Source organism: Pedobacter sp. KBW06 (assembly GCF_003852525.1).
Taxonomy (GTDB): Bacteria; Bacteroidota; Bacteroidia; order Sphingobacteriales; family Sphingobacteriaceae; genus Pedobacter.
The window spans coordinates 2,380,606-2,405,297 of sequence record NZ_QAJL01000001.1; the positions used below are offsets into that span (position 1 = coordinate 2,380,606).

Consider the following 24,692-nt stretch of genomic DNA (forward strand, 5'->3'; position numbering starts at 1 on the left):
TTAATTAACGAGGATTTTGGACTATACCGCTCAACTCAATCTCTTCTTTTGGAATGGGGAATACATATTTTGGATCGTTGGGTTTTAATTCGTACACATTATCGCCCAATATTCTTTTTAAAGTCTTCTGAGTTAAAGGGCCCTTATTTAGTCTACGCAGGTCTGTCCATCTTATACCTCCCCTTAAGACCAGTTCCTTCCTCCTTTCGCTTAAAATCATTAATAAAGCTTGATCCTTATGCTCTGAAGTCCTGGGAACAAAGGTGCCAGCTTTAAAACGTTTCACTAAAAGATGATTCAATACGGACATCGCACGCTGAAGCTGTCCTGTCCTGGCTAAGCATTCACTTTGAATTAGCATCAACTCGTCTGTTGCAAAACCATTAAAGTTTCGAGCTATCAGACCGGAATAATTACCAAAAAAATAAGGATCACCTAATTTGTTGACTTTAAAAAAGAATTTCTTTCTTAAATCAGTCTCCTCATAAGTATTATATAAATCCGGATCCACTCCTAAATCAGAATCCTGAACAGGATTACCAGAACCATCTAAGGAAAAATAAAAAACTTCATTCACAGGGAATTTAAACGGATTACTATCACCCAAAGAGAGTGTTAGCGTATTATAATCCAGAATCTCATTGTATAACTTCAAACCTTCAGAGGCACATTCTTCTGCTTTTTCATAATTACCAATAGTTAAATAAATCCTGGATAGAAGAGCAAAAACTGCTACTTTGGATGGGCGAAACCGGTGAGTCAAATCAATCTTTTCTGGCAAAAGTACCAACGCTTTGCTTAGATCACCGATAATTTGATCATATGTTTCTTCTACTGTCGCTCTAACATATTTTCCGTTAAAACTACTACTTAGCTTCAACGGAATTCCTAGCTTGGTTGAAGCATTTTCACTGTGATAAACCTGTCCAAATGTTTCCTGCAAGTTATAAAAATTATTCGCTCTTATAAAAAGGGCTTGCCCCAGAAGATAATTACGTTCAGATAGATTCTCTGATGTAGCTTTAATATTGGCTATCCCTTCCAGAACATTATTTGCATAAAAAACATTTTGATAGGCTAAGTTCCAATCCAAGCCCACTCTATCAAAAATGGACGGACTCCATATATAAAGTGCTTTATATGTTGGTTCTAGACCTGAGAATACAGAAGGGCTAAAGATTATATCATCAGAACTGTAATCACTCAACCTTCTAAAAATCCCTAGTCTAGGATTATCAAGCATTTTTTGAAAATCGCCAATCTCAGATGGTACAACCCAATCTTTTTGGGCAACTCCCGCTAAGTATTTCTTGCAGGACACCAGGCTCAACAGCATTATTGCCACAGCCAATACATTAATCATTGCTCTCATGCCTATTTAATTAAAGGTTTACTTTTGCACCGAATACAACCTCTGTCGGTTGAGGAAACTCAGAATTGAGTTGAACTTCAGGATCAATTTTTGTACGATCCGCTCTCCATAAAAAGCCAATATTATTAATCGAACACAAAAATTGTAGCTGCTTAAAAGGGAGCTTACTGCGACTGGTTCTGTTCAAGGTATATCCAATCCTCAAATCCCTCAACCTGATATGATCTCCTTTTTCAATCAGAATATTAGAGTTCAGGTAAGGAATTTCTCTGGACGAATCGAAAGGGTACACCATTGAGATTACATTTGTTATTTTTTCATCTCCTGGATTTTGCCATCTTTTAGAAAAGTCGCCATGTTGTCGATATGAACTATAGTTCAGCAATCCCGAATAATTGATTGAACTTCTTCTATAAGAATATCCAAACTGACCTGTAATATTAAAAGAGAAGTGGAATTGCCTCCAATTAAAAGTGTTGAATAAACTCAAAGAGCTGGTGGGTACAGAAGAACCATGATAAACCAAATCATCCTGATTTGTGTTATTTAGAATACTATTAAGATTTGAACTAGGCTCTCCGTTCACAAATACTCTAGCATTTCCCGTTAAAGGGTCCAGACCGGCCCACCTATAACTAAATAAAAGGTTATACGGCTTTCCGATTATTTGTTGACCGTTTACATAGGCTGAGTTGTATTCGGAAGGTATAATGCCATATTTTGTCACTTGATTTGAAGTAAAACTGAATAGTATATTGCTGCTCCAATTAAATTGCCCTGAAATATTAGTTGAATTTATTTTTATGTCACATCCACTTGTCGTCAAACCTGCTGTATTTCCACTAAAATCACTCCAGCCAAAGACTGGCGCTAACCTGATTGCACCAATTAAATCAGAGGTGCTCTTGCGATAATATTCCAGACTACCAGATAATCTGGAATTAAATGCCGAAAAATCTATCCCGACATTTAAGTGTCCTACTTTTTCCCACTTCAAATAGGGGTTAGGGGCGTTTCTAATCGTCGCATAAGATTGACGCTTAAATAGATCATCAATATCATTAGATATCAAATATGTAATCAGATGACCTGTAATGGTCTTATTAACATTTCCATTATAACCATACCCTGCACGTAACTTTAAAGAAGGCAACCATTTTACTTGGTAAAAAAAATCTTGGTTGATATCCCATGAAAGACCAATAGACCAAATCGGATTCCATTGGTTATTGGTGTAAACACCAAATAAGTTAGAACCATCATTCCTTACACTAGTTGATAAAACATATTTCTTCAAATAATCATAAGTTACCAAAAGAAAAGCAGACAAATTTCTATCTAATTTCTTCATAGACACTTGTCCATCAGAGAGCCTTAGCATTCCAATAGGTTTCACAGGATATAAATTCGCAAAATCTACAGAGGTACTGCTCCCAGATACACTATTGTAACCATAGAGGTTATTTCCTGTTTTATGGCTAACGGTTTCACTCATTTCTGCTCCTGCCAGGAAAGAAAATCCATGTTTTTGATTATTATAGTTATAAGAGGACGATATTCTTACATTTTTGTTGTCGTATTCATCATTTTTACTGTATATAATTCCACCTAAAGGGACAGGTCTTTTTATTGTTTCAGTAATCGGATCAATTTGAGTAAATTGATTGATCAGATTTCTTACATAAAAACTTCTTTCATCATATTCATTTGTGTTCTTCTTGGTACCCTGTCCAGAAGAATACTCAATTTTAACATCAAGAGTTCTGGATAAACGATACCTTAAGCCAACGTTAAACTGATGATCAACCACTCTGACTTTAGAGTTGTTAAGTTTCCAGTCATCAAGTGGGGAGAAACTCCAGTCCAATAACTTACCAGCAGGAAAACCTTCGACATAATTTGAGTCATATTGATCGACTACGGAATTTGTACCATCTTCTCGTTTCAGTTTGAGATATGTAAACCCGGATCTTGGACCGGAATTAAAGTAAGAAGATTGATTGTTTTTCTGAGTATATAGAATTCCGGCATCAATTTCAAGATTTTTATCAAAAAAAGAATAGGTATGGCTAGCCTTTATGGTCAGGTGATCAGCCAACGATTGTTTATAATCGACTCCTTTATTCCAGCCAACAGAAACTCCGTACTTCTGTTGTTCTGTTCCCCCATTTACCCCGACATGATATTGCTGATTTAATGTATTCCGGTAGATATATTGATTGTAATCATTGCGTAAATCATTTTTCCCTATCTCCCGGAGACCAGACTCTAAAGCCTCATCAGAAAGTTGACCTTTTTTGTTATCTACCAGCAATTGTAACACCGGTGTTAAAGGCATTTTCGACCTATCTTCTCCTCTAATCCGGGCATCAAAATAACCTTTATCATATAAAAATCTTTCCACATCGATGTAGTCCTTACTGGACATCACCGGAAAATGAAAAAGATCGGGCTTGCCCGCGAAGTGGAATTTTGTATCGAAAACCACATCTACCGGTTGATTATATCTTCCTTTTTTTGAAGTAAGCACAATAACACCATTTCCAGACTTGACACCCCATATCGCTGAAGCTACCGCATCTTTTAAAATAGTTACGCTTTCTATATCATTAGGATTAATATTATTAATATCTCCCAGATAAGGGAAATTATCTAAAACAATAAGTGGCTCGGTTCCTGCTGTCATAGTACTTAAGCCTCTGATGAGGATTCTATTTCTTGAATTTTCATCTGATGCGACTGCATTTCCCGGTAATTCCTTAAAAGAAAAACCAGCAGTCATTCCTTCCAGACGGCTAATGATATCCTGGCCAGTTCGTCTTTCCAAAGCTTTAATATCCAAATATTCAAAGGCCCCCACCGTCTTCTGCTTACTTAAGCTTTGGTAGCCTGTGTTTATTTTCACTTCATTTAACTCTGCGCTAACAGGTTCCATTTTCAAAACAGACATATTTCGCAGATCCTTCACCAAAATCTCTTTGGTTTTATAAGCCAAATAAGAAATCAAAATAATATCCTTATCGGTGATATTGTTAAGTACAAATTCACCCTTGCTGTTTGTGCTCGTAATTTTTAAAGTCCCTTTTACCTTTACAGTTGCTCCTTCGAGTGGCTTTTCATTTTCATCAACGACTTTACAATGCAATTCAACCTCAGTTAGAAAACTGATTATTTTGTCTTTAATGGAAATCTTTTTTTCTGTAATCACTATTGCGTAGTCTTCAATTACAAAATCAAGGCTTTGTCCCTTTAAGCAACATTTCAAAACCGTTTCGATAGAAGCATCTACCAGATCCACATTAATTAGCCTTATTCCTTCAATCATTTCAGATCTGTATAATACTGTGTATCCAGTTTGTTTTCTAATCTCTGTGAAAACCTCTTTAAGACCAATATTATTTCTCCTGATGGTAATCAACTTGACTGGAACTGAAGCGTTGACCTGAAAGATGCCAATTATCATTATGATGACAGTAAATTTTATTCTCCTTTGCAAGTGAGGGGCAAGCGGTACTTTAAGTTGAAACAAAAAATATGAATTCATGGTATGGTTTGATTTGGTTCATATGAAGATCTAGTATTGCAAAGATTCCAGATCCCCAGATTTAGTTTGTTAGAAATCGCTTCTAATATCAGAATGGCCAATAAACTGCTCTAAGAATGAAAAACATCAGAGATTTTGGCAGCGGAATGACAACCACTCTAAAAGCCTTAGTACTAATCATATGGATTATTTCATCGCGGTGACCCTCCTTCCCTCTATTTTAAAATGTATTCCTCCTGCTAGTTCAAGCTTTTTTAAGACTTTGGAGACATGGTCATAGCGGGAAATGCTACCACCAAATTTCTCATTTAGGTTTACTCCATCATATTCCACCTGCAGGTCGTACCACCTTTCAAGTTTCCGCATAATGCTCTGTAAAGGCTCATCCTGAAAGATAAATAGTCCATTTTTCCAACCAAGTGCTGTCTCAGTATCCACTTGGCTTACAACTAAAATTTCATCAGACAAAGCAGCCTGTTGCCCTGGTTCTAATTGTCGGGTATTGTACTTTGAGTCAATTATGATCGAGCCTTCAATCAATGTTGTAATAACTCCCGATTCATTCTCATAATCAGATATGTTAAAACGTGTCCCCAGGACCGTTATTTGCTGAGATTTCGTTTTTACAATGAATGGTTGCTTCTTATTTTTAGTGACCTCAAAGTAGGCTTCGCCGCTCAATTCAACTTTTCGTTGATTTGAGATCAGAAAAGTCGGGGAAAATTTAAGAGAGGAAGCGGCGTTAAGCCATACTTTGGTACCATCCGGTAAAGTCATCTGATACTGTTCACCTCTAGCGGTGTACAGTGTATTTACTCCCACTCTTGTAAATCTAGGGGAAGATTGCATGTGATATATTAATTTTCCATCGCTAGATTTAGATATGATAACTCCTGGCTGTTCTGCGACAGGTCCATTTAGGGCTTTTGAAAGCAGAATTTTACGTCCATCCATCAAGACAAGTGTTGCCTCATTTTTTCCAGGTGCAACATCTTCAGCGGAGGAAACATTAACATCCAGAACTTTATTATGATTACTTGGGATAAAATAAAATGAGATCCATCCAAAAATCAATAAGGCTGCGGCAGCTTCTCTGTATCCTATTGAAAAAAAACGCTTCTTATATACCCGGAATAACTTCCGGTAAACCTTATTAAGGTCCTCCTCTATCTCTTCAACAGAAAGATCAAGCTCCTTTTCCGGCAAACTTTCATACCACAGGTCCACCATCACTTTTTCCTCGGCGCTACAAGTACCCTGAAGATAATGTGTTATTAATTCGGAAGATTTAAGGTCTCTACGTTTCATCAATAGCCAGTAATTCTGTTTAATTACTAGATAGTCAAGTTGATGGCCCTAATGGGGGTATTTTTTTTTTATTTTTTTTAAGCTCACCATTTAAGATGCGCTCTGGTGGAAAAAAGACGAAGGTTATCAAACACTAAAGGAATATATCTAAACGATCGTGCTGCCACTCTCAACTGATAGACATATCAAAACGCATAAAAACCCCATTAATGATAGTAAGTTATGATGTATTTCAAAAGATAACTTTCCTTTCAATCTGCTAATTTATATGTTTATGGAAAAATTTGACGCACCTCATCTCAGATACGATTTTTTAATTGCCACCAATGTGGAAACTACGAAGTTAGCGGCGCAGGTTATATCTTACCTGTCCAATGCTGGATAAAATCTTCTGATGTCAGTCTATTAGACGAGCACGAAATCCAGAAACTTTAGAAATCAGTTGGGTCTGCATTTGAAAAACCTTTTCCAACTTCTTGATTTCCTTTTCTCATATCAAATTTTGGCAAAAGTTGGGTGCCTGGTTTTTGAATACTTTTGGATGAGACGCCGCATCTTCATTCACAAAATATTACCGTTTATTGCTAACTTAGCTTAGCAAGTGTGAAAATTAGATTTAGCTTGAATAGAAATTCAATATGCCAAACGATGTTGTAAGGAATAAATTATCTAAGAAGATAGGGGCATTAAGTCTTGATAAAGATGACTTGAGAAAGCTTTTGGATATTTTGCAACAGCGAGCCAAAACTGCCAGCGAAATCGAGTATAAGCGATTTGAAGAAACAAAAGTTGAAAATTTAGAACAGTTTAAACATAATATGGAGATATGTTCTATGTTAAAAATCACCGTTGTTGGCTTCAAAAGCGAGGAATTATTTGGAACTATTGAAGATGTATTCGGTTCTGTTTCTTTTCCAGACAGCGTAAAAACCATTTACGTGAACAGTGATGTTGTTTACCGAGCCAATTTCAACTACTACCCGAGTAATCATTTTCAATTATACATCGATTTTTCAAAACCTAAAGTCTTTGATTTTTCCTTTCAACCAAGCGACCGAACACCAAACGATTCAGAATTTATTGTTCAGGGAGACGATAGCATGTGGGTAAATGGGGTATTCCACGAAATTGATGCATTTGTGAAAGACCGGCCATCTAAGGCCCCCAAAATTCATCGAGGTAGTGTGTATGATCTTTTGGTTTGGCTGGTTGGACTTCCATTAGGTTTTTATATCTGCAATAAGTACCAGCAGTCGCCTTTTGTTGCTTCTCTGGAAAGCTCATTTCTGAATAATCTGGCAATGACTTATTTTTTCTTCTTAAGCTTATTCCTGTTGAGAGTCTTATTCCATTATTTCAGATGGGTATACCCAATGATTGAATATAAGTGTAAAAGGGACCGGTCTGCAGCGCATCAGGCTGCCGTATTGTCCATAACTTTAGGTATTGTTGGAAAAGTCTTGTATGACGTTTTTCAAAATATCCTAAGGTAACTCGAGCGTGGCAAAGGCATGATTTCTTCTTTTCTAAATCAGGCTTTCCAAAATGGATTGTTTTAAGTTCGCCTCATGAAGCGCACAAACAAAGCTAAAAGCATAACACAATTACCTTGAATTTCCCCTGATTTTATTTATCTTACCTATTAGAAGTTAAAATCTGAACAAAAAAGCTAGTAAAAGATAAATTCCAAGCTTTAAGCGAAGAATTCTTAACGCATTTTTGATATGACTACGGACACTCTGCTCGGAAAGGTTGAGCATACAGGCAATTTGCTTATGGGTCAGTCCTTCATTTCTGCTAAGCTCAAATACATGTCTCATTTTTGCAGGAAGACGTTCAATTTCTTTTTCAATAAGGCCTTTGAGCATATTTTCTCTCATCATGTAATCTGTAGTTGAGGAATAAGCTGCAGAAAAGGTGGTCAATGAGTCCAGGTACTGCTGCGCAAGTTTGGCTTTATTAAAGTGATTAATGATTTTATATCTAACGGATTGGTATAAATAGGCAGACAAGTTATTGGTGATTTCAAGAACTTCCCTTTTCTCCCAAAAATCGAGAAATACTTCATGAATCATATCCTTTACCTCTTCTCTTGATTGAAGTCTTTTGTAAGCATGCAAATATAAAAGTCCCTTATATCTGTGATATAAAAGTTCATAAGCGTCAACGTCTCCGGTCTTCAGACGAAGCAGCAGCTGACGATCATCAATTCCAAGAGTAGTACTCATCAATAATCATATTTACAAAAAAACAACCCGTAAAGAACAGGACTATTAAAAAGTCTATTTTTTTCACATTTGTCGAACATCATTCCGATTTCGGCCACCGTCACGTCAAGTACTTATCTTAACTCCTTAAACAAGATAATCTCCTGTGTTTGCTCAGGCAAAACCACACTGTCTACATCTTTACAACCGATCTTCGGATAGAAATGTTGTGTCCGCTCGTTTGAAAATGCAGAAATAAATAGCTTGTCAAATCCTGACGAAATCGTTTCTTTTCCCCAGAATCCGACCATAGCCTTTCCAATAGCTATATTCCGAGAAAATAAATAAAGAATTGATAAAAGGAATATGGTCCAAAAAAAGCCAAGCCCTAGAAATCTTAATGAATTTTCTTTAGGTGAGGCCAGGATGATTTCAGAATTTATTATTTTCCGATTAAGAGTCATTTTGGTAACCTGATTATCGTATCCGGTTAGCCAGACCAGATCGAGAAGACTTGCATATGCAATATTGAAAGCAATTTTCATTTTCTATATGGTTTTGTCTATCGATACTCTATCCTTACTTCTGAATTGATCAAAACCAACACGTATAAGATATATGGAAAGGAAAACTAGAAATAATAACATGCACCCAATTCCACAGAAGTGAACAAACCGAAGAATAATCGTATCAATAAAACTATGCTCCAATGGGAATGCTAAAAAATAAATAAATAAGATGCCCACCAATACAACCAAGACACTAGAGAGAAAAAAAATACTAAATTTTAGAAACTTATTCATATGCTCATTTTTTTGCTTCATTTTTTATATTCTTTGCGACATAATCGCCTTGTCCCAGATGATGATTGAAATATCTGGGGTTATTTTTTTTCCTTATCTGTTCAAGAGCAATGCAAATGAGAAATAAAGAAATCATAGTCAGAATTAATAAAATGCAAGTAACGCCAATAAAATGAACCAGTTTTTGAAAGACTGCTCCTATTAAGCTCTCCTTCAGTGGAAGGCATAAAAAAATGATAAACAACATCGTGATTATACCCATAACCACGCCCGGGGTAAAATAGACTACCAATTTTATAATTTTACTCATGTCTAAAAAATGAATCCTCAAATGAGATTTTATTCCTACAAATAGATGTATTAAGAGATATAAGCATAAATATTTCAATTTTACATTTCAGATAAATTTTCCTTCAGCAAAACTTATTAATAAAAGCGATGTATGAATTTAAATATGAAAAGGGTGCAACTTTATGAAAGCACCCCTTGCATTCACATGCTTACTTTTTACATCTGCATAAAAACAAAGCAGTACACAAACTAATTATGGTTATAAAAGTAAAGTAATAAGCAACTAACTTTAGTTGCAAACTGACTCAACTATCTAAATTTATACGCTAACTGTTACTGGCGTCGCCTGAATTGACACAACCTAATCCACACAAATACAAACAATTACTTCATTTTGAATTGATGTCTTTCATCCGGTTAAATTTTGCTTTGGCTATACTAAACCTTGATTCAGTCATTTTTAAGAAAGAAGCACAAACCTTGTTGGGCAATTTGTTAATCGGATACACCGAAGCAAATTCAATTACTTTGCTCTGATCAGTTAAGGTCATCAGACGCGTTCTAAAGATCTCAATTTTCTGTTCCTCCCACATGATATTACTAAACAAATCCTGAGTTTCAGGATATATTTTTAGTGTTTCATAATCACTGCGTTGAATAACCAACAAAGTGCATTTAGTAATGACGCTGAACTTTAGTGTCGATGGTCTAGATTTCAAGAAACTAAACATATCGGTAAAGATTTGCCAAGGCTGATAAATTCTGATCACGCGCTCTGTTCCATTCTCCTCTACCAAACTTGCAATGACAAAACCATCCACATTAAACCAAGCTCTATTCACGTATGTACCAGGATTAACCAAAAGATGTTTACCAATAAAAGAATGTTGGGTTAACATCGATCTGATTTCCCTTCTAAAAGACGGGGATATAGGAACCATAAGATTAAGATACTCCAGCAGCGTATCTATTTGAATACTCCATTCTATCTTTTTCATACCTACAAGATTTGTTTTAGTCCTTATCATTAAGTACTAGCATACCCTAGTACCCGAACCAGCTCCATTCGCTTTTTCACGCCAGTCTTACCAAAAATGTTGTGCGCATGAGCATCTACCGTCTTGGGAGAAATAAACAATAAGGATCCGATTTCTTTATAAGTCCTGCCCTGACATAGCAGTTCCGCAATTTCTATTTCCCTGCGAGTCAATTGAAATCTGAGACAACTCTTTTGAAAACAACTAGCAGGCTGGCTAAAAAGAACATCTGCTTTTTTATAGTCCGATCTCGACCTGCTCACCTCGGTAACCATTAGCCCCAACATTGTAAGTACAAAACCGCCATTGCCAAGAAATACCCAAACCCAACTGGCAAAATCTAACCAATAAGCAAACAAGGAAAGTAACATCGATAGCAATAGCAAACCATAAATCACATGAATACGTCTTTCAACTGTATGCTGCCGCTGAGCGAGAGCTACAGGGATGTATGATGATAATAAAAAGCCACTCCCATAAACAAGATTCAATATGATTTTTGATGTACCTAAATCTGAATCCGCAAAAAAACCGACAATAAGATTACCACCGATCATCAATAAACACCAGTACAAATACCAGAACCGGCGTTTATCATCGGGACAGGAATAACAAAAGCAGATTAGATAAGGAAGCATCATCAGTTCCAGTATAATAAAAACCATCGCCGGCAAGTGAACTGGGGAATTACAAACACACATATATATAAATTATTTTTAAGCATCATAAAAAACAGGGATTCTGATTGATCCTGTTAAAGAATAGAATCACAACGACCATCTGATAGGCCTTGATGACCGCCATCCAACTGCACTCTAAACAATACGAGAGTGCCGGACAACTACAGTAGTTTATTTTTCATATCACACTAGTCAACTCCAATAGGTTCGACTATGAAATCTCATTTTAAACCACATCAACTACCTTACGCGGTAATATTGCAGAACTTTATTACTCAAGGCAAATTGTTTCCATATCATTTCTTTCAGTACTACACTTCAATTAAATGTTCACATCATAAATCATCTACCAAATAAAAGCCGTAAGACCGATTCCAAAAGCAAAATGGTCAAAATCAGCCTTACGCCCTTCATTTTTAATAGCTTGGTAAGTATATTGACCACCTTTAGTCACATAATTTAATAGCTCCATTTCAAATTCATGAGTAGAACCAAAGTAGGTTGCATAAGCCTTGATCGCTGTATTACGTCCGATTCTCTTCTGAATCCCAACGCCCATGGAGTAACTAGAGGCTGTTTTAGGTTTGTATTTCATATAAGGAAGTTCAACAACGGGATAATCCTTCTGGTATTTTTCTTTGAGCCTCAAAATAAAGTTCCCCTTGCTTCCCGAGGAAACTCCTGCATTTATCTTACCTGTTATAAACCAGTTATTAGGGAGTGGCAGACTAAAATATGCACCAATATTAAAGTACTTAATCACAAGTGCCTGAATATAGAGTTCTGTACTCCTCCTGGAACTCTCCGGATCAAGTGGTACTCTTCTTGAATTCAATGGAAAGCTACTAAAGGCATACTCCCCCCCTACTCCAAAATTTTTATTTATAAACCATGCTCCTTCAAGGCCGAAATTAAATCCATCTGTAGCATACACCTCATCACTGTTTACTGGTTTAAGGTCTTTGCTGGTCGGGGTAGTATATCCCAAATGTAATTCCACAAAACTAGGATTGTTGGATACCGACACAGGTTTGCTCTTTATCGGTGCATTCATACCCCGGTCTTTAAAAATCTGATCTGCCAGCTGGTATCCCAATTCAGTGGAAACCAAACCTATTGCGGCCTCTGTCACCCAATATCTGTTGTTCAGGCCCCTGCTTAAAGGTGTATTGGTCGCCACGTTGTATCCTACAAGGTCAATAAGTGGATTTCGGTATTGTCCAAATTCTTTATCCAAAGCTGCCGCGTTCACAAGTGCCATGGCAGTATGGCCAGAAGGAAAGAAGTCTTTTGAGTTTGTATCCGGACGCACAGTTTTGGCCGTATATTTAATTTCAGTGGTTAATGGCCCCATGATTCTCATTGAAAAAGCATAGGAAACAAAAGCGCTTTTCGATGAATGTTTTCGTTTAATGTTCAAAGCATTTAAAGCTACTATTGTCGCAGCAGGAGTATATTGTAGGTAGTCATCATATTTATACCCGAAAGTAGGGATAAAGCTGTTTGCGACCTCTCTCACATCTTTAAGGTGAGGCCAGCACAACGCTGTGTCTTCCAGCAAAACTGCCGGGATAGTTGGCTTTTCAACAAAAGTACTTGTCCAAAAAGTGTTTATTGGTGGCTGCCGATAAGCAGTATCCGCGCATTGAGCCAGAGATTCTGCAGACGGCACACTCAACAAGATCAAAAACAGAACTTTTTCACTTTTATTAAGGAAATTTTGAAAACATTTATATTTAAAAAACATGATTAATTTTAATGTACTTTAACAGGTGACTACAATAACAAGCTTTAATGTAGTTTTTTACTTCGCACCATTCTTTCGATCAAAGGGACTCCAGACTGGTTCACATTTTTCCACTTATAGACGGAAATTTTGGAATGTGTATGCTATTGAAAGCTCTTGATTTGTTGCTCTACTAATTCCCTTTCTTTATCCTCCAATTCAGGGTGAGTTTGAATCGGTTTTGCTTCTGTAAAAGCTGCTGAGGCCTGAATTAACTTGATTTTTTGATCAGGCAAAAATCCGATACGTGCCATTGATCTCCCCCCCAACCAGAAAAGTGAGCTGAAAATCGGCGCGACCAGAATATCCATTGTATAATGGACATGCTGAATAAGAAGCAGAATAGACATTAATCCAGAAGCAATAAGTGCTATAGCTTTCTCTCTTTGTTCGGGAAGACATAAGGCGATCAGGAATAAAGTAGATACATGTCCTGAAAAGAAAAGATCTTTGGTAATTACTTCGGCATGATAAAAGAGAAAAGAGAAAGGATCTTTCAGATCAATTATTCCATGAGGTGGTTCAAGCGGTACAAGGCTAATAGAAATGGCTCTTGTAAGGCATAAAAAGATATAGCCCCAGATCATCGTCAGACAAGTTAAGGGACATTTTACCACACGAACCAGCAATAATCCAATCACTCCATACAACACAATGAACACCAATAGGGACACATCATGTGCGGGAATCAAACCTAAAACTGCATCAGAAATGACTTTGCCCTCCCGCCGCTGAATATTGGCCAGTAACAGCGGAAACAAGATGGCAATCATTATCATTATCCCTGCTCCCAAGTATATCATTCTTCGAAATGAAAGTACCTTCCATTGATTCACCCATAAATTTTGTGGTTTATACATATTTTTATTGTTTAAAAGTCAATTTTTAGTTTGGCCCTGATTCCCCATTTTGCAACCCGGGGATGATCCAGATAAGTAAATCTTCGGACCAGGTCTACTCTGAATATTTTAAAAATATTAGAGAGCCCGACACTCCCTTCGACATAGGGAGTTTGTCCCAAGCTAAAGGAAACCTCCTGCCCTTGCTTATCTACTGGAAAAGGATATAAGTCAGCATTTTTTTTTGGATCATTCCCGATAGACAATCCTCCCTGAAGAACTTTAACAGCAACAATCTCTCTTAACTGAAGTCGCTTGATTAATGGAATCTTATTAAGAAAAAAACCGTTAAATGAATGCTCAATATTTACACTGGCATACCTATCACTCATGAATTCCATAAAATTCATAAGGTTATAAGAAGGGAGTTGATAGGCAAAAGATTGATTTGCCCGATGTATAGCGAGTAAAGGAAAAGGGACTTTCCCAAAAACCCCACCTGCCTCCATTATGACGTCAGAATAGCCAAACTGGGATAAGTAGAGTCGTTTAAATATATTCAGGGTAAGAGTTTGATAATTATAATCTCCATTTAACAATCCTTTTATGCCCACAGATCCACGTAGGGTAAATACCGGGTATTCATTCCTGATCAGCCTTCTGAATCGCTTACCCTGGTAGAATTGTTCATGAGGTGCCCACCTAATTTCAGTAAAAAACTCCGATACACCAAGGTCATGAATCCCTGTCTGCTCAGAGAACCTTCCACGAACAAACCGAAGTCCTCCGGCTGGATTTAACACCTGATTTTTATATCCAAATTTAAAAGAGAAGTGAGATTTAGTTTCATGCAGGAATTCAAGCAACCACTTTCTATTGTATAGCCATTTATCGTTAATTCCTCTTTTAAAGGAAAGCAAGAAGCTATCTTCTTCCAAAAAGGTCAGGTCCTGCCCTGGAATTTGTGTTTCATAGCTATGCCGCAAAGTAACTGAACTCACCGGGAACTGATAGATAGAGCGTGGGGAAAGGGAAAGGGTCGTTCCTAAAGAATATTTCCATTTACGGTCACGGGTACCATAAGCTAAATGGCTATCGAAAAAAATCCTCTTGCTAAATGTGTCTGTCGTTCTACCGCCAAAACGGAAACGGGACCCTTCCACAGGATTAAAACTATAGAAGGAATTAAAAGGACCTACTTCCAAGATCCCTTTACCAATATAACCGGAAAGAAAAAAAGAAGCGATTCCCATCACCCTTTGAAAGGATTCAGATTTTTTCAGGCTGTCAATGTTGCGATAGGACATTGCATCAGAGAGGGACAATTTTTCTGGTCTTAATTTATCTAACAATTCAGCCTTTGATCTGCGCAAATCGTTTTCAGATCTATGAAGTTTTAAAGGTTGATCCAATCCTGCCAGCCCGGTAATAAAGTTGGTCAACATCAAAGTTTTCTCGCCATATACACCTAGACCTTCCTTAAAAATCCCAAGGTCCATTCCAAGGGTGCTCCTTTTCAAATAATAGCGTCCTGAGTCATCTCTATTATACTCAAGAGATATCTTCATATCTTTTACCCAATTTAGATTAATCTGTGGGCTAACAGACAGCTTAGCTTGCTCAACAGCATATTTTCCATCAAGAGATATATATAAATATCCTTGGAAAAGCACATCTTCCTTGTTCCTTGGAGAAACCAAAAGCTTGATTTGCCAGGGAGATACCTCTTTAATTGTATCGGTAATAAAGTACCTGTAAAACTGCGGAGCCAGTTGAGCGATGGGGCTCATAAAACTCTGATTTCCCATTCCCACATCATCCTGATAAATATCTACCCTTTGGTAAATTTTGTCCAGATATTCATTAATTCCATCCTCATCTATATATTGGTCGATACGTGATTGCTTCTCGGCAAGAATGCCAGACCTCTGTTTTGAAGTTGATTTCTCGATGATATGCTGTGTTAACTTTTCCGTGATGTAAATTGGTGTGAGACTTTTCCCTGGCAGGCTAACCGAATCCGAATTTTCCTTAAGAAAGGACAATTTATTAAGCAAGGACGAAGTTTTGACTTTTTCAGTTGCCATACTTAGGCAAATGTTTAATTTTTCGTACTCCTGATAAGCCAATGGCCCATTAAGCATCGCTTTATTAGCTTCCTTATGTTCAATCACTTTTCGGATCAATTCTACTGCCGGATTACCCTTATTCCTATATCCAGACACTTTAACAGCGGAAACATTTACTTCTGCCAGGTTGAGACTCTCGGGTATCATACGAACGTTCAATTTATGATCCTGACCAGGGATCACCGTAAATGCTAACCTTTTATATCCCATTCCCTGAAAATAAACTACGCTTACTTTCTCCCTGCAAGTAATACTATACTCTCCCTTAGCATTACTCGAAACCTTAATTGTGGAGTTTTCAAAGCCAATTGTAATTGCTCCTATAGGCAGCCCTGTCACCTTATCAAAAACCTGGCCCTTGACGGCAGTCTTTTGGGCTTCCGAAGCAAGAAAAGAGAACAAGCAAAATATAAGGGTCGAGAATTTCATTTAAATTGAGATATGCGGATTTTAAAAAAGAATAAATTGACAACACCTTCTGGAAACTCCTGAAAGCTCCCAGAGGTTGTTGTCATCTTAACTAATTATAGAGCGACTAGCCTTGTAGATTCACCAAAAAGCGATCCTGTGATACTCGATTCGGTGTTGTAGGAAATTTGTTATTTACGGTTTTTTAGGTTTTAATAATTGATTGGATTTACCCGAAGGCAAACGATCCTCATCTTTTGTATCCATTTTATTTTCATCCGTTTTTGATTTTTTCTTTCCGAAATTCCATGTAAGACTTAGTTTTACCATTCTCGAATCAGTACGGGAATCAAGATTAAAAATCTGCGCATTATTTGAAAGTACTGCAGCCTTAAAAATTCCATTATAAAAAACATCTGATGCGGTTACACCAATATTTAATTGATCATTATAAAACTTCTTGCTTAAACCTATATTGATCTCAGCGAGTGGTTTGTACCTAAAGTTTCCCTGCAGACCACCACTTTGATACCAAGCAGTAACTTCCAGATTAAACTTTTCAGGAAGTTTAAAGGAGTTCCAAGATAGAAATCCATAGCTGTTGGCCCTTTCCTTAAATGTTTTATTTTCCAATTTGGCATTAAACTGAGAGCTAAAAAAATAAGCACTTTGGTAGTTTTCCCACCAGTCAATTCCTGGTATCGGGAAAGATAAGGAAGCCTGCAAAGACTGCTGACGTCCGGCATTAAAGGTGGTATAGTACGAATTTATACCTGGTGTGGTGATGAAACTGTAAGTCATCGGATCTTTTATTCTGGTATAGCCCACTGTAACATCAACAAAGCTTAAAAACTTTTGACTCAATTCGATATTGTCAGAAAACTGGGCTTTAAGTCTCGGGTTCCCAGTCTGAGTGGTATATAAATCAAGATAACGAACCGAAGGATTCAAACGGTCATAGTCAGGACGTTCAATCCTCCTGAAATAGCTTAGAGAAAGGTCATAGTTTTCAGACATCTTATATCCTAGTCGCACATTTGGGAACAGAGAGAAATAACGCTGATTCACCACATCTTTATTTATCCCGCTGAAACCTGTAGAATCTCCCTTTACCCGGGTGTACTCTCCACGCAGTCCAGCACTTACACTCCATTTACCGAGGGTTAGATCGAGGGAGGTATAAGCTGCTTGAATTGCTTCCATATAGTGAAATCTATTCGTATTTGATAGGCCACCATCCTGCCATTTATTCCCAATCAGATTGTCGGTCCGTTGACTATTAAAGACATTAGTAATTGTACTTTTAAGCCCTGCTTCAAATGTTCCTATTTTCTCACCGTTCTCAATAATTCCAGAGGAATAATCGACTCTGGCTACACCTTTTTTGATCTCTGAGGGGTAGATATTCCGATAGCGAATGGAAGAAAGTCCCATTACCGAAGGAATCATTTTCAAAATACTATAATCCTCAGAACTACTGGAATTTAAATTGTTAAACTGCAAGGAAGCGGATAGGCTCTTTAAATCATTAAACTTATGTTTGTATTTCATCCCATATTCCCAGTTTCGAAGTTTGCTATTGAGATTATTTTCTTGATTAAGTAAAGAATCCAGAACAGATCCAGATTTGAATCTGGTTAACGTATTACCGGTAACCGGGTTTCGTATATCATTAAAAGACAAATTGAGTCCTAAAGAATTTTTCTCATCAAACCTATGATTAACACCAATTTTAACCAGATGTCCTTGTGATTTTTGGGGATTGGTTTGAATCTGAGTCATGGAAATTGGCTTACCTTCAATTGTACTTAAACGAAAAAGGCTGTCACGTTGCCAGCTACGGTCATGATCGTAAGCATAAAGAAAATTTAAATCCCAACTTTCCAAACCATGGCTGAGGGCAAACGAATTGTTAGTGCGGTAATAACGACCTTTACCAATGCTAGAATTAAGGGAACCATTGAAGCCCTTGTCCATCTTTCTCTTAAAAACCAGATTGATTACGCCACCACTCCCAGCCGCATCCATACTTGAAGGAGGGTTATTCATGACCTCAATAGAGCGTAATGTAGTACCAGGTGTAGCCTTAAGAATACTTTTAAGCTGACTGGCTCCCATTTCGGCTGGCTCACCATCAATCATTACAGTTACACCTGATTTCCCTTTGATGCGGATATCCCCATCTTTAGAAATATTAACTCCAGGCAGGCTTTTGAGTAAATCATAAGCAGACTGACTTTGCGCAAGATCACTTTGCTCAACATTCATAGTCGTTTTACCTGCTGCTATTGTAATTGACTTTTTATTTGCCTGTATACTCACTTCCTTAAGCGAGTGTTCGCTAGGTTGCATTTTAAAAATCACAGGCTGCAATGGTTTATCGCCAATAATCACCTGTTTGAACATGTTACCATAAGTCACATAAGTTGCTTCCAATATGTAACTCCCCTTTTTCACTTGTTTGAAGCTAAACTTCCCACCATTATCAGAAATAGAATAGGCAGTGATTGTCGAGTCGATTGACTGCTTGAGAGTAACAGTAGCACCAGGTAATGCCATATTATTCTCATCAGTAATTTTCCCAGTAATTTCCTGCTGGGCAAAGACATTTGCTGCGCTTAGCAGAAAGAAGATAAAACTAATATAACGCATATATTAAAATACTTTTAATCAATTAATAATGGGGCAAAATTATCTCAACATACCTTGGCTTTTATTGACAAACTGACCCAACTTTCCAAATTCATACGTCAACCGTCGTTCCTCTTTCGCGAAATGAATTTTAGGCATATCCTGAAAAAGGTTAAAAATTGCATCAAGGTGCCACACTTATCAACACAGGTAAATAAAAAGCTATTTCAGACTCTATTTTAGACAGTTAACGCTATTTTTTTATCGTTAGTTAGGTTTATAGGCTAGCTTTGGGCGATGCAAATCCTTGACTAGGCACATTTCTTCAGATTAAAAACAAATCATAAAATGGTTGAAGTCTAGGATTAAGCAATACGCAAATGAAACGCTCAGCACGACATAATCTGGAAAGGATTACTAGAGGATTAGTGCAGAGATAAAATACTTATTGAATACGAACATACGAATCTATTCCTAGGACTTATCCTTGAATAACTCTATTGAAACAAACTGAAGAATTGTATAGATCATAAATGTCCCATCTCAATAAACCAAGAATGCAACTGGAAATATCCGAATGACATTCGCGACCCGGGCACTTTCTCCCCCCATCCGGAAGTTCCGGGTCTGGTTTCTCCAATAAGCCGCCTCGCAAAATTTCATTGATTTTTTCCCAGGATCAGCTTCAAAAGCTGAACCAAACTGGAGTAGAAGAACCAAGTATATTTACTTATAGCCAGTACTGGGACAGAAAATTTTCAGATTTCCGGATTTGTATTCTTAGCCAGTCAAAATAGTAGTTTCACGTACCAATTATGTCAGTTCAGTCAGTTTCTATAACTGAAGAAAAAGAATTAGCTTAAATTTGTTTTGTCAGAAGACTGAAAAACAGACACATAAACTAAACTACGATTAATGACTTCAGGTAATGTACCCATTTTGCTTAACCACAGACTATACAAGTTTATTCTAATTGTAGTAGTAACTTTTGTATTGATTTTCTCTATGATGATCATTAATCCCTTAAACGAGTTCGATAACATTCTGAAACTGGAATTGACTTGGGATACGATAATGGATATCATCTGGTTTATGGCTATGGGCTGGAGTATTACCGAGTGTAGTCTGTTCATATCTTATCACCTTGACCGCTTATTGCCTTGGGAATTATTTTCCGGAAAGAGATTTTTCATACAATTGTTTGCTCAGTGTATCTGCGTCATGGGGATGATGACTCTGTTAATGGCTCTAACCAATATATTAATCGCTCTTGACAATAAACCTGTAGAAGATGATTGGGTTGCTTTTCGGCAAATGTTATTGATAAGTGTAATTTTATCACTGATTATTTCTGCGATTCACACTGGGAATCACCTGATTGAAAACTGGAAAAATTCCATCATAGAAGCTGCAGATCTAAAACAAGCAACTTTACAATCACAATTACAAACGCTGAAACTTCAATTGGACCCGCATTTTATGTTCAACAATTTTAGCACACTTTCCAGCTTAATTTCTGAAAACCAAAAAGACGCACAAAGATTTCTTGAACGTCTTTCGGAGGTGCACAGATATATGCTTGCCAACCTCGATAAAAATATTATTCCGCTAAAAGACGAGCTTAGCTTTATTGAGTCCTACATCTATCTGATTAAAATCAGATTCTCTGAAAACCTGCAGATTCAAGTGAATGATGTAAAACAGTATTTTTATACTGGTATTCCTCCAACCACACTTCAATTACTTGTTGAAAACGCAGTTAAACACAATATTGCTTCCCGCCACACCCCACTGTACATCCGAATTTATCCTGAAGATGATTACCTGGTGGTTGCCAATAATATACAGCCTATCCCACATCCTATTTTTTCCTCCAAGATCGGCCTAAAGAATATCAACAATCGTTATAAGTTATTATCCCAAAAACTTCCTGTGGTGATCGAAACCGAATTTGATTTCGTAGTTAAAGTACCACTATTACCATTAAACAGTTTAGAAGATGAAAGTATTAATTATAGAAGACGAACAACATAATGCCAAAAGGTTGAGCGCTTTGCTTAAGGAAATTGATTCAGATATTGAGATTCTGGCAATTTTAGAGAGTGTCGCTGAAAGCGTTGATTGGTTTAAATACCAACGTCAACCCGATCTGACATTTATGGACGTACGTCTAACCGATGGCCTATCTTTCGATATTTTTTCACAGATTAAAGTAAAATGTTCCGTCATATTCACCTCGGCATTTGATGAATATGCCATTCGGGCCTTCAAGGTAAACAGTGTTGATTATCTGTTAAAGCCGGTCAAGATAGAGGAACTTAAAGAAAGTTTAGAAAAATTTAAGACCAATATGGCTCCACCATATGTCGCTCAAATGATGGATGATGTATCAGGTATTTTACGTCAACAACAAAAGAATTATAGATCAAGATTCCTACTCCCAAGTAAAGATATACTTTATACCGTACTGATCAAAGATGTGATTTACTTCTACACTGAATACCGAATCACCAGAGCTGTAATGGCTGATAACCAAAGTCACATTGTTCCCTTTACAATGGAAGAACTTGAAGAACAACTGGATCCGGATATTTTTTTCAGAGTCACCCGCCAGTATTTGCTAAATAGCAGTGGTATTGTGAAGATTGTAAACTATTTCAATGGAAAACTCCAGATTCTCACTAATCCGGAGACCCAGGAAAAAATTGTTATGAGTCGTGACAGGTCCAAAATTTTCAAAAAATGGTTAGACCGATAAACTTAATGAGAATTAAAATCTAAAAATCACCGACAGGAATGAAAACCGAACGATTCGTTAGGCCCGAACATATTGAAACAGCAGTAAAAATTTATGTAGAGGCATTTCAAAATAAATTCATATACCTACTAGGAGACAAGCAGTCTATTGTCCGGCTAATTCAACGAGGGATGAATCCAGGTTGGGCAATAACTGCTATCTCTAATGAAGGAGAACTCATGGGCCTTGCAGGTTTTCATCAGGACAACCATTGTTTTGTTGATTTGAAAATATCTTGTTTCTGGAAAGAATTTGGATGGTTCAAAGGGACTTATAGAGCGCTGATGATGAAGATCTTTTTTAATAGAACACCTAAACCAGGGCAACTATTAATGGATGGTATTGTCGTCGCTCCTACATTTCGTGGCATGGGCGTAGGCAAATTATTGTTTTCCGAATTGGAAGTAATCGCTCAAGAACAGAAACTTGAATACATCAGACTTGACGTAATCAAAGAAAATACAAGAGCAAAAAAACTCTATAAAAAATTAGGATTTCAGGTCACCGGATACCAATTGATGAGTCCCTTTATTACAAAAATTATTGGTACATCAGGAGTATATAATATGATGAAAAAAGTAAAATACATTTTGAAAAGCCCTTAAGCAGAAATCCCAGGCGGTTTAACGCCGATTAAATCTAGTTAATACATCAATACAATAAATTATGGTTTAGAGTTAATTCTCCTATTCAACCATGAAAGGGATCTCTATTGCCTTTTTTCTAAGATATTATTTCTCTAAGAGGGCCAATGGCAGCATCCAATCGATGTCAAAAGACATTGAAAAATAAAAACAAAACTATTGACATATGAATACTAAAATTTTTGAATTTAGAATCCAGGTAAAGAATCTGGATCCCCATGAAGCAAAATTATTAACACTTTCCCCCTACTTTGTAGGAGCTGAGCATCAGACCGACACCTATTTTAATGTACCATTTGGGCAACTAAAATTAAGAGACACCAATTGTACAAGTGAGCTGATTCAGTATAAAAAAGATCGCGTCAAACACATAAAAGAGTCGAGCATTGTTGTTCCTACCTATAAGCCAAGTTTGGCACTAAAAGAAATATTACAATCTCAATTTGGAGTGAAGTCTGTGGTCAAGAAAATGCGAAGAGTATACCTTAAAGACAACGTTATTTTTCATTTTGATGCTGTGGAAGAGTTGGGGAAATTTATAAAAGTAGAAGCCACAGGTATAAACGATAAATACACTCATGAAGATTTAAAACAGCATTGTGAAAAATATCTAACCTTTTTCGGCTTTCATAAAGTCAATTCAGATGGGCTGAACTTAATTGAGAAGTCATACAGCGAACTAATAGATGAGAAACAGAGAAAATAACAATGCCCAGGCAGTTATCATGAAAATGAAATCTACTCAAAAAGTCCCGGAATTACCAAAAAGAATATCTGAACTGGATATTATACGCGGAATAGCCCTTATGGGCATATTGATTGTTAATATGGGCTTGTATTCTTTTCCGGCCCTATATCTGGACCAGTTCTCCAGCTGGAACGGCAATGTAAACAAATTCATTGTTGCCATAATTAGCTTAACTGCAGAAGGAAAATTTATCTCAATATTCTCATTTTTGTTTGGGTTGGGCTTCTATATTTTCATTCAGAATGCTTTCCAAAAGACTAAACGACCAGCCATGCTTTTTTTTCGTCGTTTAATTGTCCTGCTGGGGATCGGTCTTATTCACGCTTATTTAATTTGGTTTGGCGATGTCTTATGTATCTACAGCATTGCCGGAGTTTTTTTGCTTTTCTTTCGACATATGAGTTATAGAAGCGTACTGATATGGGCACTTTCTCTATTACTCATCCCTGTAATTTCATTTGTACTAGGAGCAATAGCGAACGGGTCTGCGTTTTATTCTGACCCCAATGTAAACGGTCCAGATATAGTTTCAATGGGAAAACAAGCTACACATATTTATCAAACGGGCTCCTACATCCAGATTCTGAAACAAAACATGACAGATCTGGTGATTGCCAAAATCTCTTATTTGATTATCCTTCCTCAAATCTTTGCGATGTTTTTATTAGGAGTCTATGCTGGAAAACGTCATATCTTTCAACGAATACCAGAGCACTTATCTTTTATCCGCAACATTCAATTGGGTTCATTTCTAATTGGTTTTCCAGCAGCAACCCAAGCTGTCATTTATATGGATGCCAGTCCGCAAAGTCTCGGCTACAACATTACTCAGTTTATCAGTAGCTACATCGCTGGTCCAGCTTTGGGTATTTTCTACATCTCAACATTACTTTTACTCTTACAAAGTGTACGCTGGCAAAACAGACTAAAACCATTCGCAGCGGTAGGTCGAATGGCTGCCACAAATTATATTCTCCAATCCGTCATCTGTACAAGCTCACTCTACGGGCTGAGCATTTATGGAAAGGTAGCACCAGGCTATGGCCTAATTCTTTCGTTGAGTATATTCCTTTGTCAAATTTGCTACAGCAACCTATGGATGAGCAAGTTCCAGTATGGCCCATTGGAATGGCTGTGGAGAACACTTACCTATGGAAAGCGTATCCCGATACAAAAAAAATCTAATCATGAATAATAGTCTTAGAAGAAAGCAAAGCATACAAATCGCTTAATAACAATACCAGAAGGATAATCTGACTAATCTCAAAAATTTTAGACAGAACATTCCAATAATAAACTGCAATTGAAAGTAAAGAATAAAATGGATCAAGTGTTCCTTTCAAAACCAAAGCTTTAACATTAAAAAAACAAGATATTCCATCAAGTATATTATAGAATATCGCATCATAATAGTCAATTATAAATTCGTAAATAAAAAAGAGCTGAGAATTCAGTTTATATATCCAAT

Annotated in this window: 17 protein-coding genes and 1 pseudogene; 6 read left to right on the forward strand and 12 right to left on the reverse strand. The window is 37.0% G+C overall.

Features of this window, described 5'->3' with window-relative positions:
• Positions 1 to 4: 4 nt before the first annotated feature.
• From DBR43_RS09795 to DBR43_RS09805, 3 genes are all read right to left on the reverse strand, one after another.
• Entirely contained in the window at positions 5 to 1,372 is a 1,368-nt protein-coding gene (locus DBR43_RS09795) for a RagB/SusD family nutrient uptake outer membrane protein (RefSeq protein ID WP_124580191.1), read from the reverse strand.
• A gap of 10 nt (positions 1,373 to 1,382) precedes the next feature.
• Positions 1,383 to 4,916 (reverse strand): SusC/RagA family TonB-linked outer membrane protein, encoded by a 3,534-nt coding sequence (locus DBR43_RS09800; RefSeq protein ID WP_124580193.1) that lies wholly within the window; start codon positions 4,914 to 4,916, stop codon positions 1,383 to 1,385.
• Positions 4,917 to 5,102: 186 nt separating this feature from the next.
• Positions 5,103 to 6,224, reverse strand: coding sequence for a FecR family protein (locus DBR43_RS09805; protein ID WP_124580195.1), 1,122 nt, complete (start codon positions 6,222 to 6,224; stop codon positions 5,103 to 5,105).
• A gap of 638 nt (positions 6,225 to 6,862) precedes the next feature.
• Here DBR43_RS09805 and DBR43_RS09810 point away from each other — a divergent pair.
• Positions 6,863 to 7,717, forward strand: coding sequence for a hypothetical protein (locus DBR43_RS09810; protein WP_124580196.1), 855 nt, complete (start codon positions 6,863 to 6,865; stop codon positions 7,715 to 7,717).
• 156 nt (positions 7,718 to 7,873) lie between these two features.
• On the opposite strand, the gene DBR43_RS09815 is transcribed toward DBR43_RS09810, so the two are convergent.
• From DBR43_RS09815 to DBR43_RS09850, 9 genes and pseudogenes are all read right to left on the reverse strand, one after another.
• Positions 7,874 to 8,452, reverse strand: coding sequence for an RNA polymerase sigma factor (locus DBR43_RS09815; protein WP_124580198.1), 579 nt, complete (start codon positions 8,450 to 8,452; stop codon positions 7,874 to 7,876).
• A 113-nt stretch (positions 8,453 to 8,565) separates the two neighbouring features.
• Entirely contained in the window at positions 8,566 to 8,976 is a 411-nt protein-coding gene (locus DBR43_RS09820) for a hypothetical protein (RefSeq protein WP_124580200.1), read from the reverse strand.
• Positions 8,977 to 9,914: 938 nt separating this feature from the next.
• The gene (locus tag DBR43_RS09825) at positions 9,915 to 10,523 is read right to left on the reverse strand and encodes a Crp/Fnr family transcriptional regulator (RefSeq protein WP_124580202.1); all 609 of its coding nucleotides are present in this window, start codon (positions 10,521 to 10,523) and stop codon (positions 9,915 to 9,917) included.
• A 29-nt stretch (positions 10,524 to 10,552) separates the two neighbouring features.
• Positions 10,553 to 11,203, reverse strand: coding sequence for a response regulator transcription factor (locus DBR43_RS33485; protein WP_199756993.1), 651 nt, complete (start codon positions 11,201 to 11,203; stop codon positions 10,553 to 10,555).
• A gap of 385 nt (positions 11,204 to 11,588) precedes the next feature.
• Positions 11,589 to 12,803, reverse strand: a complete 1,215-nt coding sequence (locus DBR43_RS09835) for an outer membrane beta-barrel protein (protein WP_158622471.1) — start codon at positions 12,801 to 12,803, stop codon at positions 11,589 to 11,591.
• A gap of 329 nt (positions 12,804 to 13,132) precedes the next feature.
• Positions 13,133 to 13,888, reverse strand: coding sequence for a phosphatase PAP2-related protein (locus tag DBR43_RS09840; RefSeq protein ID WP_124580208.1), 756 nt, complete (start codon positions 13,886 to 13,888; stop codon positions 13,133 to 13,135).
• 11 nt (positions 13,889 to 13,899) lie between these two features.
• The gene (locus DBR43_RS09845; protein ID WP_410522651.1) at positions 13,900 to 15,954 is read right to left on the reverse strand and encodes a DUF5686 family protein; all 2,055 of its coding nucleotides are present in this window, start codon (positions 15,952 to 15,954) and stop codon (positions 13,900 to 13,902) included.
• A gap of 162 nt (positions 15,955 to 16,116) precedes the next feature.
• A pseudogene (locus DBR43_RS33520) lies at positions 16,117 to 16,425 on the reverse strand (carboxypeptidase-like regulatory domain-containing protein); the annotation flags it as partial.
• Positions 16,426 to 16,599: 174 nt separating this feature from the next.
• Positions 16,600 to 19,056: an outer membrane beta-barrel family protein gene (locus DBR43_RS09850; protein ID WP_124580212.1), complete on the reverse strand. Its 2,457-nt coding sequence runs from the start codon at positions 19,054 to 19,056 to the stop codon at positions 16,600 to 16,602.
• Positions 19,057 to 19,950: 894 nt separating this feature from the next.
• Here DBR43_RS09850 and DBR43_RS09855 point away from each other — a divergent pair.
• The 5 genes from DBR43_RS09855 to DBR43_RS09875 all read left to right on the forward strand — a co-directional run bounded on the left by DBR43_RS09855 (position 19,951) and on the right by DBR43_RS09875 (position 24,419).
• The gene (locus tag DBR43_RS09855) at positions 19,951 to 21,069 is read left to right on the forward strand and encodes a sensor histidine kinase (RefSeq protein ID WP_124580214.1); all 1,119 of its coding nucleotides are present in this window, start codon (positions 19,951 to 19,953) and stop codon (positions 21,067 to 21,069) included.
• Positions 21,035 to 21,793 carry a LytR/AlgR family response regulator transcription factor gene (locus DBR43_RS09860; RefSeq protein ID WP_124580216.1) on the forward strand — a complete coding sequence of 253 codons (759 nt, stop codon included), beginning with the start codon at positions 21,035 to 21,037 and terminating at the stop codon, positions 21,791 to 21,793. Before DBR43_RS09855 ends, DBR43_RS09860 begins: the two co-directional genes overlap by 35 nt.
• Before the next feature lie 38 nt (positions 21,794 to 21,831).
• Positions 21,832 to 22,437 carry a GNAT family N-acetyltransferase gene (locus tag DBR43_RS09865; protein ID WP_124580218.1) on the forward strand — a complete coding sequence of 202 codons (606 nt, stop codon included), beginning with the start codon at positions 21,832 to 21,834 and terminating at the stop codon, positions 22,435 to 22,437.
• A 205-nt stretch (positions 22,438 to 22,642) separates the two neighbouring features.
• A complete protein-coding gene (locus DBR43_RS09870; RefSeq protein ID WP_124580220.1) occupies positions 22,643 to 23,182 on the forward strand; it encodes a class IV adenylate cyclase in 540 nt (179 codons plus the stop codon).
• Positions 23,163 to 24,419: a DUF418 domain-containing protein gene (locus tag DBR43_RS09875; RefSeq protein WP_124580222.1), complete on the forward strand. Its 1,257-nt coding sequence runs from the start codon at positions 23,163 to 23,165 to the stop codon at positions 24,417 to 24,419. Before DBR43_RS09870 ends, DBR43_RS09875 begins: the two co-directional genes overlap by 20 nt.
• Positions 24,420 to 24,692 lie beyond the last annotated feature (273 nt).

Coding starts and splice junctions, on each gene's coding strand:
- DBR43_RS09795 (WP_124580191.1), bottom strand. CDS start 1,372: ATGAGAGCAATGATTAATGTATTGGCTGTGGCAATAATGCTGTTGAGC.
- DBR43_RS09800 (WP_124580193.1), bottom strand. CDS start 4,916: ATGAATTCATATTTTTTGTTTCAACTTAAAGTACCGCTTGCCCCTCAC.
- DBR43_RS09805 (WP_124580195.1), bottom strand. CDS start 6,224: ATGAAACGTAGAGACCTTAAATCTTCCGAATTAATAACACATTATCTT.
- DBR43_RS09810 (WP_124580196.1), top strand. CDS start 6,863: ATGCCAAACGATGTTGTAAGGAATAAATTATCTAAGAAGATAGGGGCA.
- DBR43_RS09815 (WP_124580198.1), bottom strand. CDS start 8,452: ATGAGTACTACTCTTGGAATTGATGATCGTCAGCTGCTGCTTCGTCTG.
- DBR43_RS09820 (WP_124580200.1), bottom strand. CDS start 8,976: ATGAAAATTGCTTTCAATATTGCATATGCAAGTCTTCTCGATCTGGTC.
- DBR43_RS09825 (WP_124580202.1), bottom strand. CDS start 10,523: ATGAAAAAGATAGAATGGAGTATTCAAATAGATACGCTGCTGGAGTAT.
- DBR43_RS33485 (WP_199756993.1), bottom strand. CDS start 11,203: ATGATGCTTCCTTATCTAATCTGCTTTTGTTATTCCTGTCCCGATGAT.
- DBR43_RS09840 (WP_124580208.1), bottom strand. CDS start 13,888: ATGTATAAACCACAAAATTTATGGGTGAATCAATGGAAGGTACTTTCA.
- DBR43_RS09845 (WP_410522651.1), bottom strand. CDS start 15,954: ATGGCAACTGAAAAAGTCAAAACTTCGTCCTTGCTTAATAAATTGTCC.
- DBR43_RS09850 (WP_124580212.1), bottom strand. CDS start 19,056: ATGCGTTATATTAGTTTTATCTTCTTTCTGCTAAGCGCAGCAAATGTC.
- DBR43_RS09855 (WP_124580214.1), top strand. CDS start 19,951: ATGACTTCAGGTAATGTACCCATTTTGCTTAACCACAGACTATACAAG.
- DBR43_RS09860 (WP_124580216.1), top strand. CDS start 21,035: ATGAAAGTATTAATTATAGAAGACGAACAACATAATGCCAAAAGGTTG.
- DBR43_RS09865 (WP_124580218.1), top strand. CDS start 21,832: ATGAAAACCGAACGATTCGTTAGGCCCGAACATATTGAAACAGCAGTA.
- DBR43_RS09870 (WP_124580220.1), top strand. CDS start 22,643: ATGAATACTAAAATTTTTGAATTTAGAATCCAGGTAAAGAATCTGGAT.
- DBR43_RS09875 (WP_124580222.1), top strand. CDS start 23,163: ATGAGAAACAGAGAAAATAACAATGCCCAGGCAGTTATCATGAAAATG.